18 protein-coding genes are annotated in these 14,616 nt (G+C 62.4%); 5 read left to right on the top strand and 13 right to left on the bottom strand.

All coding sequences use genetic code 11. The annotated features are described in order from the left end of the window. Positions 1-45 precede the first annotated feature (45 nt). From G3572_RS16875 to miaB, 6 genes are all read right to left on the bottom strand, one after another. Positions 46-987: a transporter associated domain-containing protein gene (locus G3572_RS16875; protein WP_164614056.1), complete on the bottom strand. Its 942-nt coding sequence runs from the start codon at positions 985-987 to the stop codon at positions 46-48. A 39-nt stretch (positions 988-1,026) separates the two neighbouring features. After that, positions 1,027-1,530, bottom strand: a complete 504-nt coding sequence (gene ybeY / locus G3572_RS16880) for an rRNA maturation RNase YbeY (RefSeq protein WP_164614058.1) — start codon at positions 1,528-1,530, stop codon at positions 1,027-1,029. A 126-nt stretch (positions 1,531-1,656) separates the two neighbouring features. Continuing rightward, positions 1,657-2,664 carry a PhoH family protein gene (locus G3572_RS16885; protein WP_164614060.1) on the bottom strand — a complete coding sequence of 336 codons (1,008 nt, stop codon included), beginning with the start codon at positions 2,662-2,664 and terminating at the stop codon, positions 1,657-1,659. A 201-nt stretch (positions 2,665-2,865) separates the two neighbouring features. Further along, a complete protein-coding gene (locus tag G3572_RS16890) occupies positions 2,866-3,243 on the bottom strand; it encodes a hypothetical protein (RefSeq protein ID WP_164614062.1) in 378 nt (125 codons plus the stop codon). 5 nt (positions 3,244-3,248) lie between these two features. Further along, positions 3,249-3,791, bottom strand: a complete 543-nt coding sequence (locus G3572_RS16895; protein WP_164614064.1) for an OmpA family protein — start codon at positions 3,789-3,791, stop codon at positions 3,249-3,251. Between the two features lie 237 nt (positions 3,792-4,028). Continuing rightward, a complete protein-coding gene (gene miaB / locus G3572_RS16900; RefSeq protein ID WP_164614067.1) occupies positions 4,029-5,339 on the bottom strand; it encodes a tRNA (N6-isopentenyl adenosine(37)-C2)-methylthiotransferase MiaB in 1,311 nt (436 codons plus the stop codon). 163 nt (positions 5,340-5,502) lie between these two features. Between miaB and G3572_RS16905 the strand changes: the two genes are divergently transcribed. Beyond that, on the top strand, positions 5,503-6,372 hold the full coding sequence (locus tag G3572_RS16905) for a hypothetical protein (protein ID WP_164614069.1): 870 nt from the start codon (positions 5,503-5,505) through the stop codon (positions 6,370-6,372). A 168-nt stretch (positions 6,373-6,540) separates the two neighbouring features. Further along, entirely contained in the window at positions 6,541-7,194 is a 654-nt protein-coding gene (locus G3572_RS16910; RefSeq protein WP_164614071.1) for a DUF1236 domain-containing protein, read from the top strand. A 66-nt stretch (positions 7,195-7,260) separates the two neighbouring features. Here the strand turns inward: G3572_RS16910 and G3572_RS16915 are convergent, their stop codons facing one another. The 6 genes from G3572_RS16915 to G3572_RS16940 all read right to left on the bottom strand — a co-directional run bounded on the left by G3572_RS16915 (position 7,261) and on the right by G3572_RS16940 (position 11,835). Then, a complete protein-coding gene (locus G3572_RS16915) occupies positions 7,261-7,980 on the bottom strand; it encodes a sulfate/molybdate ABC transporter ATP-binding protein (RefSeq protein WP_164614073.1) in 720 nt (239 codons plus the stop codon). A 10-nt stretch (positions 7,981-7,990) separates the two neighbouring features. Continuing rightward, positions 7,991-8,869, bottom strand: coding sequence for a sulfate ABC transporter permease subunit CysW (cysW, locus tag G3572_RS16920; protein WP_164614075.1), 879 nt, complete (start codon positions 8,867-8,869; stop codon positions 7,991-7,993). Beyond that, positions 8,862-9,698 carry a sulfate ABC transporter permease subunit CysT gene (gene cysT / locus G3572_RS16925; protein WP_164614077.1) on the bottom strand — a complete coding sequence of 279 codons (837 nt, stop codon included), beginning with the start codon at positions 9,696-9,698 and terminating at the stop codon, positions 8,862-8,864. Before cysT ends, cysW begins: the two co-directional genes overlap by 8 nt. A gap of 9 nt (positions 9,699-9,707) precedes the next feature. After that, entirely contained in the window at positions 9,708-10,826 is a 1,119-nt protein-coding gene (locus tag G3572_RS16930) for a sulfate ABC transporter substrate-binding protein (RefSeq protein ID WP_164614079.1), read from the bottom strand. A 104-nt stretch (positions 10,827-10,930) separates the two neighbouring features. Next, positions 10,931-11,185, bottom strand: a complete 255-nt coding sequence (locus tag G3572_RS16935) for a hypothetical protein (RefSeq protein WP_240335599.1) — start codon at positions 11,183-11,185, stop codon at positions 10,931-10,933. A 197-nt stretch (positions 11,186-11,382) separates the two neighbouring features. Further along, positions 11,383-11,835, bottom strand: a complete 453-nt coding sequence (locus tag G3572_RS16940) for an Rrf2 family transcriptional regulator (RefSeq protein ID WP_164614081.1) — start codon at positions 11,833-11,835, stop codon at positions 11,383-11,385. A 203-nt stretch (positions 11,836-12,038) separates the two neighbouring features. On the opposite strand from G3572_RS16940, the gene G3572_RS16945 reads away from it, so the two are divergent. The 3 genes from G3572_RS16945 to G3572_RS16955 all read left to right on the top strand — a co-directional run bounded on the left by G3572_RS16945 (position 12,039) and on the right by G3572_RS16955 (position 14,249). Next, complete coding sequence (locus G3572_RS16945; protein ID WP_164614083.1) at positions 12,039-12,515, top strand: Lrp/AsnC family transcriptional regulator; 477 nt, start codon at positions 12,039-12,041, stop codon at positions 12,513-12,515. A gap of 66 nt (positions 12,516-12,581) precedes the next feature. Beyond that, positions 12,582-13,634 carry a DNA topoisomerase IB gene (locus G3572_RS16950; RefSeq protein WP_354004058.1) on the top strand — a complete coding sequence of 351 codons (1,053 nt, stop codon included), beginning with the start codon at positions 12,582-12,584 and terminating at the stop codon, positions 13,632-13,634. 90 nt (positions 13,635-13,724) lie between these two features. After that, positions 13,725-14,249, top strand: coding sequence for a superoxide dismutase family protein (locus tag G3572_RS16955; protein WP_164614085.1), 525 nt, complete (start codon positions 13,725-13,727; stop codon positions 14,247-14,249). Between the two features lie 66 nt (positions 14,250-14,315). On the opposite strand, the gene G3572_RS16960 is transcribed toward G3572_RS16955, so the two are convergent. Further along, on the bottom strand, positions 14,316-14,609 hold the full coding sequence (locus G3572_RS16960; RefSeq protein WP_354004059.1) for a hypothetical protein: 294 nt from the start codon (positions 14,607-14,609) through the stop codon (positions 14,316-14,318). Positions 14,610-14,616: the final 7 nt, after the last annotated feature.

A 14,616-nucleotide genomic window follows, 5' to 3' on the forward strand; every position in this document is an offset into this window, starting at 1 on the left:
CAGCCCGCCGCGATGGGGCAGACGCAAGAAACCGCGCGCCAATTCTCAAGACGCGGCCTTCTCCAGCACGGGCGGCGCAAGCTCTGCCACAGCGTCGGGCTGGCTGCCCGGCAGACGCACCCGCAACCGCTTGATGCGGCGCGGATCGGCGTCAACCACCTCGAACTCGGCTCCGGACTCATGCGGCACAATCTCTCCGCGCACAGGCACACGGCCCGTTCGCACAAAGATCAGCCCGCCCAAAGTGTCGATCTCTTGGTCGTCCTCGTCATGGCGCAGCTTGAACCCGATGGCTGCCTCGAATTCCTCCAGCGGCGCGGTGGATTGTGCAAGGAACACGCCGGGCTTCTCTTCTTTCCAAAGCAGGCCCTCGTCCTCGTCATGCTCATCCTCGATCTCGCCGATCACGGTTTCGATCAGATCCTCGATCGTCACCAACCCGTCGACACCGCCATATTCATCGATGACCAGGGCCATATGAACCCGCTCCCGCTGCATTTTCTGCAACAAGACGCCGACAGGCATCGAGGGCGGCGCATAAAGCAGCGGACGCAGCAACTTGCGCAGGGAAAACCGCCCCGAACTTCCAAACCCGTGCTGCAAGGCAAGATCCTTGAGCAGCACCAGACCCTGTGGATGGTCCAGGGTTCCCTTGTAGACCGGAAGACGCGAAAAGCCCTGCTCGCGAAAGACTTCGACCAATTCGTCGCGCCCGATGTCAAGGGGCACGGCCGCGATATCCACCTTGGGGATGGCAACATCGTCGACCCGAAGACGGCGCAAATTGCCCAGACCGGGTGCGGACGAGACACCGCTGGCCGAGACGGGCGCCGACTCGTCAGACCTGCTGCCAGACGGGCTGTCGGCCCCCGAAAACACTCCCATCAGTCGCCCGAACAGACTTCTACTCGGAGGTTGATCTTCGTCGGCCTGCATATCAGACAGCGCGCCATGCGCCGCCATAGACCCGTCGTTGCTACTGCCCATCAGTCCTTATCCCAAAAACACCCCAAGCCGGATGCACCGTCAATATGGGTCATCGACCCCGAGGGTGGCAAGTATCGCCACCTCATGTTTTTCCATCAGTTCCGCATCCGCATCATCGATGTGATCATAGCCAAGCAAATGTAACACACCATGAACAACAAGATGCGTCACATGGTCGGCAAAGGGTTTCCCTGCCGCCTCGGCTTCGCGCAGACAGGTGTCGAAAGATATCGCGATATCGCCCAATGACCAAGGCTCTCCGGCCTCTCCCGGCAAGGGCCGTGCAGGCTCCGCCCCCGGCCCCTCTTCCGACAGCTCCTCCGAGGGCCAGCTGAGCACATTGGTCGGCGCAGGTTTGCCGCGAAACTCGGCGTTCAGCACCGAAATCCGCGCATCATCACAGCCCATCACGCACAGGGTGAACCCGCTCTGCGGCAACCCGAGGGCCACCAGCACCGCCGATGCCGCACGCAAAGAGAGGGACTCCAGCCCCGGCCCCTCCCAGCGGGCATCCTCTATCACGCAATCGACCAGCGGCTCCATCCCCGCGCCCTACCTCAAGCGACAGGATCGGGCAAGCCCGACTCCGGCTCCGTCGGTTTTCTGTGTGAAAATGTGCTCAAGGGTCCGGGGGCAGACATCCCCCGGACACCTCAGCGCGTGCAAGGCTCAGGCCTGCGGCGTCTCGTCGGCCTCATAGGCCTCGATGATCCGCGCGACCAACGGGTGCCGCACCACATCTTTCGAGGTGAAGTAGTTGAAGGTCACCCCTTTCACGCCCTTCAGAATCCGTTCGGCATCGGCCAGACCCGAAGGCATCCCGCGCGGCAAGTCCACCTGTGTGCGGTCGCCGGTAATCACCATGCGGCTCCCCTGCCCCAGACGGGTCAGGAACATCTTCATCTGCATGGTGGTCGCGTTCTGCGCCTCGTCCAGCACCACGAACGCATTCGAAAGCGTCCGGCCCCGCATGAAGGCCAGCGGTGCGATCTCGATCCGCTTTTCCTCCATCAACTTCTGCACCTGCTTGGCGGGCAGAAAATCGTTCAGCGCGTCATAGAGCGGCTGCATGTAGGGATCGACCTTTTCCTTCATGTCGCCGGGAAGAAAACCCAACCGCTCCCCCGCCTCGACGGCCGGACGGCTCAGGATGATCTTTTCCACCGCACCCGACACCAGCATGGTCACGCCGACCGCGACGGCCAGATAGGTCTTGCCGGTGCCCGCAGGCCCGATGCCGAAGCCGAGTTCATGGTTGAACAGATTGGCGACATAGGCCTTCTGCGCCTCTGTCCTCGGCTCTACCGGCTTTTTGCGTGTGCGGATTTCCTTGCCGGGATTGAACAGCTCAATCTGCTCTCCCTCGGCCCCGATGGACGCTTGGCCAAGACGCATCGCACCGTCGATATCGCCCGCCGCAACTGTCCGGCCCGACTCAAGCCGCGCGTAAAGGCTGCGCAGCACCGCGGCTGCCTGCTCTCGCGCCCCCTTGTCCCCGATGACCGCAAGGCGGTTTCCGCGCCTGAGGATGTGAACCCCCATCTGGTGCTCTACCTGTGCCAGATTGCGATCGAATTCGCCGCACAGATCTATCAGCAAACGGTTGTCTGGGAATTCGAGAACAGTCTCGATGATGTCCTCGGGTTTGGTCGGGGGGGTCAGCGCGCTGATGCCCAATGAGGTCTCCTTTGGCTAGGGCCTGTATGTATCGTGCGCCGCGTCACATGATCTGGCAAGCATCGATTTCGTATCAGCCCGACTTTATATCCACAGCCCGCACGGAAATGTGACACCTGCCCAAACGGCAGGCAAAGGCTCCAACAGGCAAAAGGGGGCCACGGTTCCCCGTGACCCCCCGCTTTTCTCATTTTTCCGGCCTCAGTTGGCGCGGCGCACCACCGTGCGGATGCCGGGGCCGGGAACGTAGTCGCGGATGCCCTGACTGCCGGTCTGGTAGTTCTTGATCACGGTCCCCGGCGGGAAGAGATCATTGCACACCGGAAGGCCCGTGCGCGGGTCAAAGCGCGGGCTGGAGTAGCCTTCGACGCCATCATCCATGATCCAGTTCTGGCAGCCATCCGGATCATAGGCGATGGCGGCATTGCCGTTTCGCAGGACACCCGAGTCGCGCCCCTTGTCCACCCCGGTTGCGATCACTGAATCCGGCCCGCGATAGGGCGACAGACCGTCACCGGACACGCAACCGCTCAGCGCCAATGCGGCCAGTGCTGCGCCGATTTTGAATGTGTTGTTCATGCTGATCACCACCGGTAGCAGACGACTTCAACCCGACGATTCTTCTGCATTCCGGCAGCCGAATTGTTCGAGGCGACGGGCTGACGCTCGCCAAAGCCGATTTCGCGTTCCACATGGGCCCCGACAGAGCGCGCGACATTGGCCACGGCAGCAGCACGGCGCTTGGACAGGTCCATGTTGTATTCATCCGAGGCGCGGCTGTCGGTATGACCATAGATGGCATAGCCGAAGGCACCCGCCGACTGGAAGAACGACTTGAGCCTTGAATGCCCCTGCGCCGTAAGACGGGCGCTGTCGGTTGCAAACAATGTGTCGGTGTTTTCCACCAGACAGGTGTTGCGCTTCAGGCAGACGGGCTTGCCGTCCTTGGGGTTGCGACGCGGCACCATATAGCCTTCGAGCCCGCCATCGGCCCACCAGTGCATGCAGCCGTCATCGTCGATCCACACACCCCATTCGATCTTACCGGTAACTTGGGGGGCTCCTTGCGCCATCGCGGATGTCGCACCCGACATTCCGACTGCAAGCGCCGCTCCCCCAAGGATCATCCGCAACGCTTTGGAAAAACGTTCCACAGCCGCAGCCCCTTTCCTAATATGACGATTTACAAGCAGACTAATGCGACCAGAATTGACGTCGAGAAAAAGTGAAGTAAAGCGAAATTTGAACAATTTAGGGCATTTGTGTGGCAACCCTTAGCTTTGCCCCGGGGCAAAGCCGCTACATCTTGCGCCATTGATGTGCCTGCAGCAACAATCCGGCCACGGTTGCCGGATTGGTCAAATTCAGGAAATTCTGACAGCCGACAGCGAGTTGGCTGCCGAAGCTAACACACGAACCCGCGCCAGTTCGCCGACCCGTCCGCCCGCATCATTGACATGGACCGCATGCAGGTGATCGGACTTTCCCACCATCTGGCCGGGCTGGCGTCCGGGCTTTTCGTAAAGCACGGTCACCTCGCGCCCCACCATCGCCTCCTGCCCCGCGCGCTGTTGCTCGAGGATCAGGGCTTGCAGAATCTGAAGACGCTCGTCGGCGACGGCCGGCGCGACGGGGGCCTTTTCGGCGGCAGGGGTTCCCGGACGCGCCGAATATTTGAACGAATAGGATTGGCCGAACCCCACGCGCCGGACCAGATCCAGCGTGTCGGCGAAATCGGCATCCGTTTCACCCGGGAAACCGACGATGAAATCCGATGAAAACAGGATGTCGGGCCGCGCCTTGCGGATCCGGTCGATCACGCGAAAATAGTCGTCCCTGCCGTGCTTGCGGTTCATGGCCCTGAGAATGCGGTCCGATCCGGACTGCACCGGCAAATGCAGATAGGGCATCAGTTGCGGCACATCGCCATGCGCAGCGATCAGATCGTCATCCATGTCGTTCGGATGGCTTGTCGTGTAACGGATGCGCTCCAGCCCGTCGACCTCGGCCAGCGCCCGAATCAGCCGCCCCAAACTCCAGACCCCATCCGGACCCTCACCGTGATACCCGTTCACGTTCTGCCCCAAGAGCGTGATTTCTCGCACCCCGCGCGACACCAGATCGCGCGTCTCGCGCAAGATACGCTCGACCGGACGGCTGACTTCCGCGCCCCGCGTATAGGGCACCACGCAAAACGCGCAAAACTTGTCACAGCCCTCTTGCACCGTCAGAAAAGCCGTGGGCCCGCGCAGCGCCTTGCGCTCGGGCAGGTGATCGAACTTGTCCTCGGCAGGAAATTCGGTGTCCACCTGCGGCCCGCTGGCGCGCGCCAGAGCGGGCAGGCGGTGATAGGCCTGCGGTCCGACCACGATATCGACCAAGGGCATCCGCCGCTGGATCTCGGCCCCTTCCGCCTGCGCCACGCAGCCCGCCACCCCGATCTTCAGATCGGGCCTCGCGTCCTTCAGCGGGCGCAGCCGCCCCAGATCGGAAAACAGCTTTTCACTGGCCTTTTCACGGATATGGCAGGTGTTGAGCAGCACCATGTCGGCGTCCTCGGCCACATCGGTAAGGGTGTAGCCCTCCGCGCTCATGGCCTCGGCCATACGCTCGCTGTCATAGACATTCATCTGACAGCCATAGGTCTTGATGAACAGTTTCTTTGCATCAGACATGGCTCACCCCGCCGTGGATCAGCGCGCTTTCTACCCTGAACCACGCAAAGGCGCAACGCGCGGCGGCAAAAGGCGCAACGGGCCCCCACCAGCCCCCTTGCATTGCGACCAAGCATCGCAGACCTTTGTGCACAACCGGGTCGGGACCGGCAATGGAGAAGACATGCGCCACAGCGGAATGACCGAATTTCTTGCCCGCGCGCGCGCCACCGTTGGCAAGGGGCCGGTCGCCCTGATCATGGCCGAGGACGAGGTGGAGGTGGAAAGCACAGTGCGCCACCACCAGCGTGCAGGGTTTCCGGTTCTGGTTCTTCTGGCCCCTCCGGAAATATCGCTGGACCCTGCGGTCGAAGACGGGATTCACCGCGTTGACCATGATGTCCATGTCGAAGGTGCCCTGATCACTGCCGTCAATGCGATGATCGAGGCCATCCCCGATGTCTGGCTGTTCTATGGCTATAATGCCGAATACCTGTTCCACCCCTTTTGCGAAACGCGCAACGTTCTGGAAATGCTTGCCTTCCACACGGAAGAGCGGCGCGATTCCCTGCTGACCTATGTGATCGATCTTTACGCTGGCGATCTGGCGCGCAGCCCGAATGCCGTATCGCTCGGCGATGCGCATCTGGACAAGTCTGGCTATTACGCCTTGGGCCGTCCCGACCCGGCAAACCACAATTACCCGCGAGAGCGGCAACTCAATTTCTTCGGCGGCCTGCGCTGGCGGTTTGAGGAACATATCTCGCCGCAGCGCCGCAAGATTGACCGCATCAGCCTGTTCCGCACCAAACCGGGCCTGACCCTGCGGCCCGATTTCACGCTCTCGGACGAAGAGATGAACACCTACGCCTGCCCGTGGCACAATAACATCACCACGGTGCTGGCCTCTTTTCGCACGGCAAAAGCACTGCGCAGCAATCCGGGCTCGCGCTTTGACATCCAGGATTTCCGTTGGCGCAATTCCACCCCCTTTGAATGGAAAAGCCAGCAACTGATGGACTTGGGCCTGATGGAACCGGGTCAGTGGTTCTGACGCTCTGACGCGGCGCCGACGTCGCATTGCCGCAGCGTCAAGCAATTGTAAAAAATAACAAATTCCCCACAGTCCGGCACAGGCGGGAACGAAACGGGGCCTGCTCTGTTACCTCTGCGCAGGGTCGCCGGCACCTCGGTGCCACTGACCGAAACAATGAGGATGACCATGTTCAAGAAAACCTTCATCATCGCCGCAACCGGCGCTTTGCTGTCCACCACGGCCCATGCGGCGACCGAAGCCTCTGCCTTCACCGATCTGAACCTGCGCGCGGGGCCCGGCCCGATCTATGAGATCGTCTCGGTCATTCCGGCCGATGGTGTGGTGTCTGTGGAGGGCTGCCTCGAAACCGCGAACTGGTGCAAGGTCGCCTATGATGGCACCGAAGGCTGGGCATCAGGCGATTATCTGACAGCGCAGGTCGATAACGCGCCGGTTGTCGTCTATGCCAACCGCGAGCGGGTGGCCGTCGGCACCGTGACCTATGAGGAAACGCGCAGTGCCGATGGCACGGTCGCAGGCGGCGCCGCGGGTGCGCTTGCAGGGGCGGCAGTCGGTGGACCGGTCGGCGCGCTGGCCGGTGTTGTGCTTGGCGGCGGGCTTGGCGCTGCGGTGACGCCCACGGAAACCGTGACCACCTATGTCGTGTCGAATCCGGTCGAGCCGGTCTATCTGGAAGGCGAGGTCGTCGTCGGAGCGGGCATTCCCGAAGCCGTCACCTTGGTGGCAGTGCCTGACAGCGACTACTCCTATGCCTATGTCAACGGTCTGCCGGTGATTGTCGAGCCGCAGCAGCGCCAGATCGTCTATATCGTGCGCTGATCGCTTCATCGGATCAGACAAGGCGGCCCCGCTGCGGGCCGCCTTGTTCCTTGCGCCGACCTCTGGTCACAAAGAGATGAACTCGCGCACAAACGCGGTTTTCGGCTTGGCCCGCACGTCCTGCGGTTTGCCGATCTGCTCGATCCGACCCATCGACATGACCACCACCAGATCCGCGAGTTCCATCGCCTCCTCCTGATCATGGGTCACAAAGACCGTGGTCAGGCCCGTGGTGTCGTGGATATCGCGCAGGCCCTGACGCAATTCCTTGCGGACCTTGGCATCCAGCGCGCCGAAGGGTTCATCGAGCAGCAGCATCCGCGGCTCGATGGCGAGCGCCCGGGCAAGCGCAACGCGCTGGCGCTGCCCGCCCGACAGCTGGCTGGGATAGCGCGCGCCGATGTCGGGCAGCTGGATCAGCTCCAGCAGCTTGGTCACGCGGCGCGCAATCTCGGCCTTGGTCGGGCGGCTGGCGCGCGGGCGGGCGTTCAGGCCATAGGCGATGTTGTCGAACACCGTCATATGGCGGAACAGGGCATAGGACTGGAACACGAACCCCGCGCGGCGTTCCTGCACGGAAAGGCCCGTGGCGTCCTGCCCGTCGAACAGAACGCGGCCCGAGGTGGGGAATTCGAGCCCGCCGAGGATGCGCAACAGCGTGGTCTTGCCCGAACCCGAGGGGCCCAGAAGCGCAACCAGCGCCCCCGAGGGGATAGAGAGCGACACCGGATGCAGCGCCGCCGTAGTGCCGAAGGATTTGGAGATTTCGTCGATTTCGATATGCATGGGATGTCTCCTAGTGGCGGTGCGTGGCGGCGAGCTGGTCGGCATGGCGGATTTCCAGAGCGGTCTTGAGCAGAAGCGTGACAAGCGCGAGCAGCGCCAGCACGGCGGCAAGGCTGAAGGCCGCGACCGAAAGGTATTCCTGATACAGCATCTCGATCGTGGTCGGCATCGTGGCGGTCTGGCCGCGGATCTTGCCCGAGACCACGGCCACCGCCCCGAACTCGCCCATCGCGCGCGCGTTGCAAAGGAGGACACCGTAAAGCAGCGCCCAGCGGATGTTGGGCAGCGTGACCGTCCAGAACACCCGCCAGCCGGATGCGCCCAGCGTCAGCGCCGCCTCTTCCTCGGCCCTTCCCTGTTCGATCATCACGGGGATCAACTCGCGCGCGACAAAGGGGAAGGTCACGAACATCGTGGCAAGAATGATGCCCGGCATCGCAAAGACGATGGGAAAGCCGTTGGCCACCAGCCAGCCGCCAATCAGGGAATTGGCCCCGAACATCAACACGATGCACAGCCCCGCGACCACCGGCGAGACAGAGAACGGCAGGTCGATCAGCGTGATCAGGAAGGCCTTGCCACGGAAGTCGAACTTGGTGATGAACCACGCCGCCGCCACGCCGAAGATGGCGTTGAACGGCACCGAGATGGCGGCGATGGTCAGCGTCAGCTTGATCGCCTCTTGCGCGTCACGCGTAGCAAGGCTGGCAAGCGAGGCGGCCACGCCCCGCGCCAATGCCTCGACAAAGACGGCGATCAGCGGGGCAAAGACCAGAATGCCAAGCCCCAGCACGGCCGCCGCGATCATCGCCCAACGGGCGAGCGGCGCCTCTTCGGTGGCCGAGCGGAAGCGGGCCGGCGCGCCCTTGGTCACTGTGATATCAGACATAGCCAATCCTCCGGCGGCTCCAGACCTGGATGAGGTTGATGACCAGCAGCATCGCAAAGCTGATCAGCAGCATGGCGATGCCGATGGCGGCGGCGGCGTCATAGTTGAACTCTTCCAGCTGGATGATGATCAGCAGCGGCGCGATTTCCGTGACCAGCGGGATGTTCCCCGCGATAAAGATGACCGACCCGTATTCGCCAACCGCACGGGCGAGGGCCAGCGCAAAGCCCGTCAGCGCGGCGGGCGTCAGCATCGGCAGGATGACATGGCGGATCGTGTGCAGGCGGCTTGCGCCAAGGGTGGCCGACGCCTCTTCCACCTCGCGCTCGATTTCCTCGACCACGGGCTGCACGGTGCGGGTGACAAAGGGCAGCCCCACAAACACCAGCGCGATGAAGATGCCCCATTGGGTATAGGCGATCTTCCAGCCGATCTCGGCAGCCATCTGCCCGAAGAAGCCGTTGGGCGCGTAAAGCGCGGTCAGCGAGATGCCCGCCACCGCCGTTGGCAGCGCAAAGGGCAGGTCAACCGCAGCGTCAAGGATACGCCGCCCCGTAAAGCGATAACGCACCAGCACCCAGGCCAGCAGCACACCGAAGACCAGATTGAACAGCGCCGCAAACAGCGACAGGCGGAACGACAGGAACAGCGCCGCCCAGACGCGTTCACGGTTCACCGTTTCCCATATCCCCGCCAGCCCGTAATTGGCGCCCTTCAGGAGAAGGGCGCCGATGGGCAGAAGGACGACAAGGGAAAGCATCGTCAGGGTGATCCCCATGCTGAGGCCAAGGCCGGGCATGGGGGAGCGGTGGATCAGGGGTCTGCCCATCATCTTTCCTTATTTCGGCACGTAGATCTGGTCGAAGATGCCGCCATCGGCGAAGTGGTCGGCCTGCACCTTTGCCCAGCCGCCAAAGCTGGCAATGTCCACAAGCTCCAGCTCGGGGAAGCGGGCCACATCTTCGGGATTGGCGGCAGAGGCATCCCAGGCGCGGTAGAAGTGCTTGAACGCCAGCGCCTGACCTTCGGGCGTGTAGAGGAAGTTCAGGTAGGCCTCGGCCAGCGCGCGCTGCTCATCCGATTTGATGTTGCCTTCCACCAATGCCACCGGCGGCTCTGCCAGCACACTGATAGACGGCACCACGATGTCGAACTGGTCCTCGCCAAGCTCTTTCAGCGCAAGATAGGCCTCGTTCTCCCATGCCAGCAGCACATCGCCGATGCCGCGCTGCGCAAAGGTGGTGGTGGACCCGCGCGCGCCGCTGTCAAGCACCGGCACATTGGCGAACAGCTTGCCCACGAACGCCTGCGGGTCCTGCCCGTTCTTTTCCGCCCAGGCCCAGGCAGCAAGGTAATTCCAGCGCGCCCCGCCAGAGGTTTTCGGGTTGGGGGTGATTACCTCCACCCCCTCTTTCACCAGATCATCCCAATCGGCGATGCCTTCGGGATTCCCCTCGCGCACCAGGAACACGATCGTGCTGGTATAGGGTGATGAGTTGTTGGGCAGTTTCGACTGCCAGTCGGCCGGCAGCTTGCCTGCTGCTGCAACGCGGTCGATATCGCCCGCCAGCGCCAGCGTCAGAACCTGCGCCTCCAGCCCGTCAATCACCGCACGGGCTTGCGACCCCGATCCGCCGTGGCTCACCTCGATGGTCGGCGCGGCATTGCCCTGCCCCACCCAATGCGCGCTGAACGCCTCGTTGAACTCGCGATACAATTCGCGCGTCGGGTCGTAGCTGACGTTCAAAAGCGTTTGCGCCTGCACCTGCGCGGGCATCGCCCAGACCGACAAGAGCGCCAGCGCAAGACCCGACACCACCCCCCGCACCACACGCGGCAAGGGCCAGCCTGTGATGCGCTCTCGCCCCGTCTCGATGGTCACGCGGCCATCGGCAAGTTCGGCAACTTTCAAACCCTGTGCGGTCACTTGGCCTGCAATCTTGATGGTCGTCAACATGATGGTCTCCTTCAAAGGTTGGGGGGCTGATCCCTGCGGCGCGGCGGGACTGCGTGAAAAAACGGGCGCGAGGCCAAAAAGGCAGGTCGGATGGCCATATGCGCTCATCGCGGCACCTGCGGGTCAATCAGTTCGACCCGCGCTTCCCACAGGGCGGGGTCGCGTCCCTGCAGCAACTCGGCAGCAGCCTCGGCGGGGCGGCGGGTGTAAAGCGTCAGGGGTGTGCCATTGATCCGGTGCGCGGCACCGGTCCGGCGGTCGATCAAACGCACGATGCAGGCCCGCGCAGTGCCTTGCATCATCGACATGGCTCCGTCCCGAGCGGAGGCGGAATAGTGTGCGGCAATACCAGCGGTCATCTGCAATCTCCTGTCATTTTCGGGGGCATCCGGTGCCGCCTCGATGATTTAATATCGACAGGATTGGTCGAGTATTGCAACGGAATATTCACGTCTAATTTTGTCGTGAATATAGAAGAATTTTCTCGCCACCGCACAGGCGGCGACGAGACAAGAAGCCAGAAAATATATTGATTACTTGTGCTTACGCGGCAAGGTCAGACGCCAATCACCTGATCTGCCACCGCTCCGGAGCGCAGCATGTCTTCCAAGGTGAGCGATTCGATGATCAACAGATAAGACCAGAAGACCTCGGCAAACACTTTGCGGATCCGGCAACTCGCCTCGTCGCTGCAATCCTCGCAGCGCTGATAGGCCCGGCGCGACAGACAAGGCAGCGGCGCAATCGGACCGTCGATCGTACGCAGCAGTTCCGAGATCGATATGTCGCCCGGCTTTTTGATCAGCACATAACCGCCCGACCGCCCCCGGATAGACCCGATCACACCCGCGTTGCGCACCTCCAGCAAGATATGTTCCAAAAAGCGCTTCGGCGCGCCCGACCGTTTTGCAATCTCTTCAATGGTCAGAGATTGCGGCTTGGCCTGCGCCGCCTCATCCGCCAGCGCCAAAAGTGCCTTCAGCGCATATTTCATCTTTTGCGTGATCATGGTTCAGCCTAGCCCCAAGAAATCTCAGTTTCAAGGTCGAGATTCTCGGGACAAACCGCTCCCCATGCCGCCACTACTATGCAACCCATTGTATAAGAAACATTTTTCCAACCCTGCAAAATACACGATAAAGATGATAGACAAATATAATTTTACTGTCATGCTCAAGCTGCCCCCGAACCCGAGCGAGATGGAGACAGTGCATGGACACCCTTGATCTGATCGACCGCAAGATCGTGGCAGAGTTGATGCGGGATGCGACCCTTCCCGTCTCCCAGATCGCCGACAAGGTGGGACTGTCGCAGACCCCGTGCTGGAAACGCATCCAGAAACTGCAAGAACAAGGTGTCCTGACAGCTCGCGTCGCCTTGGCCGACCCGGACAAGCTGGGCTTTGGCCTGACCATCTTTGTCGGGATCGAGGCACCCGACCATAGCGCCGACTGGCGCGAGGCTTTTGCCAAGGTCACGCGCGACATGCCGCAGATCATGGAGATTTATCGCATGGCCGGAGAGATGGACTACCTCTTGCGCATCGCCGTGCCCGATATGGCCGCGTTTGACACCCTCTACAAACGCCTCACCGATGCCATCCCGATCAAGAATGTGACCAGCCATTTCGCGATGGAGCGGATCAAGTTCACCACGGCCTACCCCGTCAACACCAGTGCGAAGCCGTGATGCTGTCCGTCGTGGAACCGGCGCAGGCTTGGGGCGTTTTTGCTGTGCCAAGCACGGAGGCACGCCGTGGCACCCGCACACATTCCCTCGCAAACCCCATCAGAAGAACGGGCCTTGGTGCATGTCACCGATAACGAACCCGGCATACGGCGCCGCAGGTTCGGACGGGGCTTTGCCTTCTATTGCCCGCAGAACAGACGGTTGACCGGAGCCGAACGGGCGCGGGTGCTGAAACTGGGCATCCCTCCTGCCTATCGCGACGTATGGATCTGCCCCGACCCTCGGGGTCATCTGCAAGCCACCGGACGCGACGCGCGCGGCCGCAAACAATACATCTACCATCCCCTGTGGGCCGATGCGCAGGCGGAAACCAAATACGGCCAACTTGCAGGGTTCGCCGAAGCCCTGCCCGCGATCCGTCGGCGCATTCAGTCCGACTTGCGCGGCGAGGCGGGTGACAAGGCATTTACCGTGGCAGCGCTGGTGATGCTGCTTGACCGTGGCTATCTGCGGATCGGAAACCCGACCTACACCGCACAGAACCGGTCCTTCGGGGCAACAACATTGCTGCGCCGCCATCTGCGCCTGCGCGATGGCGTGGTCGAGCTTGGCTTCCGCGCGAAGGGCGGCAAAAGGGTGCGCCAGACCCTGCGTGACAAGCGCCTGCACAAAGTGCTGCAACAGATCGGTGATCTGCCCGGCCGGAACCTGTTCACCTATCTGTCCGAAGATGGTCAGGCCTGCCCGATCGGGTCTGCCGATGTGAACGCCTATCTGACCGGTGTCGCAGGCAGCGGCATAACCGCCAAGACCTTTCGCACATGGGGCGGCTCGCTCGCGGCCTTTGAAACGGCTATGGCCGCAGAGGCGGATTGCGCCCTCAGCATCCGTGATTTGGCCGAAGCGGCGGCCAAGCGGTTGCACAATACCGCCACGATCAGCCGCAAATCCTATATCCATCCCGATGTGCTCGGCCTCGCCGCGCTGTCCCCCGCGGAAAGGCTTGACGAACTTGCCGCCCTGCGCCCTGCCCCGATATCCGGACTTCGCCGCAACGAAGCGCGCCTGCACGCGTTCTTGACCCGGACGGCACCGGATCGGCGCGGCAAATCGGGTTAACGCCGATATGGCCCGAGCAAGCCCGCCGGAAGCACGGAACAATCCCCTCTGCCTGCGGTTACACCCAACCCAGCACCAGAGGATATCACAATGCCCCATACCTCCTTTGCCGCGACCGCAATCCGCTGCCTTGCCGCGCTCGGGCTTGCCGTCCTGCCGTCCACCGTGCTCGCGCAGGATGCCCAAGCCACGTTTGTTGACCAAAGTGGCAATGAAATTGGCGCGGCGACCCTGACCGCCACCGATGGCGGCGTGCTGCTCCGCGTCGAGATCAACGGCCTGCCGCCACGCTCATGGGTGGGCTTTCATGTCCATGAAATCGGCACCTGCGATCCGGCCAGCCAGCACGAAAGCGCTGGCGACCATTTCAACCCCAGCGGAGTCGAGCACGGCTTTCTGACAGATACGGGGCCACATGCCGGCGATATGCCGAACCTTTGGGTGGATGATGCCGGCGTCGCGCGGGCAGAGGTGTTCAACCCCTTCATCCTGCTGGCAGAAGGTCAGAACAGCGTTCTGGGCCGCGCCTTGATGATCCACGCCGACCCCGACGATCACGCCAGCCAGCCATCGGGCGACGCTGGCGAACGGCTCGCCTGCGCGGTGATCGGCTAAGCGCGACCGGCCTGAAACAAAATGGCATATCCGCCGGAGCCGCTTGGTCCGGCGGATAGGTTTCGGTCACGCCTCCGGTTCCATCGCCGTCTGTGCGCGGGTGGCGGCCAGAACGATCTCGCGCACCTCGACCGCCAAGGCGCTTTGGATCACCTCGGGACCGTCCAGCAGCACGCCGGGGTCTTCCTGATGGTCCTGCATCACCGACAGACTGTCCAGCGCCGCCCGCAGGTCACGGCCGGCGTCAGAACCGAGCAGCCGCGACAGGATCAGCGCCAGCACCTTGCGCTGCGCCAAGAGCTTGCCTTCGATCGCCTCGACAGTCAGTCCGGCGCGCGGCGGGGCGGGGTCTTTCGTCACGGTGTGC

Source organism: Pseudotabrizicola algicola (assembly GCF_010915705.1).
Classification (GTDB): domain Bacteria; phylum Pseudomonadota; class Alphaproteobacteria; order Rhodobacterales; family Rhodobacteraceae; genus Pseudotabrizicola; species Pseudotabrizicola algicola.

Bases quoted from the DNA above. Each gene is read 5' to 3' on its own strand.
- G3572_RS16890 (WP_164614062.1), bottom strand. From the start codon at position 3,243: ATGAACAACACATTCAAAATCGGCGCAGCACTGGCCGCATTGGCGCTG.
- G3572_RS16945 (WP_164614083.1), top strand. From the start codon at position 12,039: ATGGACACCCTTGATCTGATCGACCGCAAGATCGTGGCAGAGTTGATG.
- miaB (WP_164614067.1), bottom strand. From the start codon at position 5,339: ATGTCTGATGCAAAGAAACTGTTCATCAAGACCTATGGCTGTCAGATG.
- G3572_RS16955 (WP_164614085.1), top strand. From the start codon at position 13,725: ATGCCCCATACCTCCTTTGCCGCGACCGCAATCCGCTGCCTTGCCGCG.
- G3572_RS16915 (WP_164614073.1), bottom strand. From the start codon at position 7,980: ATGCATATCGAAATCGACGAAATCTCCAAATCCTTCGGCACTACGGCG.
- G3572_RS16910 (WP_164614071.1), top strand. From the start codon at position 6,541: ATGTTCAAGAAAACCTTCATCATCGCCGCAACCGGCGCTTTGCTGTCC.
- cysW (WP_164614075.1), bottom strand. From the start codon at position 8,869: ATGTCTGATATCACAGTGACCAAGGGCGCGCCGGCCCGCTTCCGCTCG.
- G3572_RS16935 (WP_240335599.1), bottom strand. From the start codon at position 11,185: ATGACCGCTGGTATTGCCGCACACTATTCCGCCTCCGCTCGGGACGGA.
- ybeY (WP_164614058.1), bottom strand. From the start codon at position 1,530: ATGGAGCCGCTGGTCGATTGCGTGATAGAGGATGCCCGCTGGGAGGGG.
- cysT (WP_164614077.1), bottom strand. From the start codon at position 9,698: ATGGGCAGACCCCTGATCCACCGCTCCCCCATGCCCGGCCTTGGCCTC.
- G3572_RS16905 (WP_164614069.1), top strand. From the start codon at position 5,503: ATGCGCCACAGCGGAATGACCGAATTTCTTGCCCGCGCGCGCGCCACC.
- G3572_RS16930 (WP_164614079.1), bottom strand. From the start codon at position 10,826: ATGTTGACGACCATCAAGATTGCAGGCCAAGTGACCGCACAGGGTTTG.
- G3572_RS16875 (WP_164614056.1), bottom strand. From the start codon at position 987: ATGGGCAGTAGCAACGACGGGTCTATGGCGGCGCATGGCGCGCTGTCT.
- G3572_RS16895 (WP_164614064.1), bottom strand. From the start codon at position 3,791: ATGATCCTTGGGGGAGCGGCGCTTGCAGTCGGAATGTCGGGTGCGACA.
- G3572_RS16940 (WP_164614081.1), bottom strand. From the start codon at position 11,835: ATGATCACGCAAAAGATGAAATATGCGCTGAAGGCACTTTTGGCGCTG.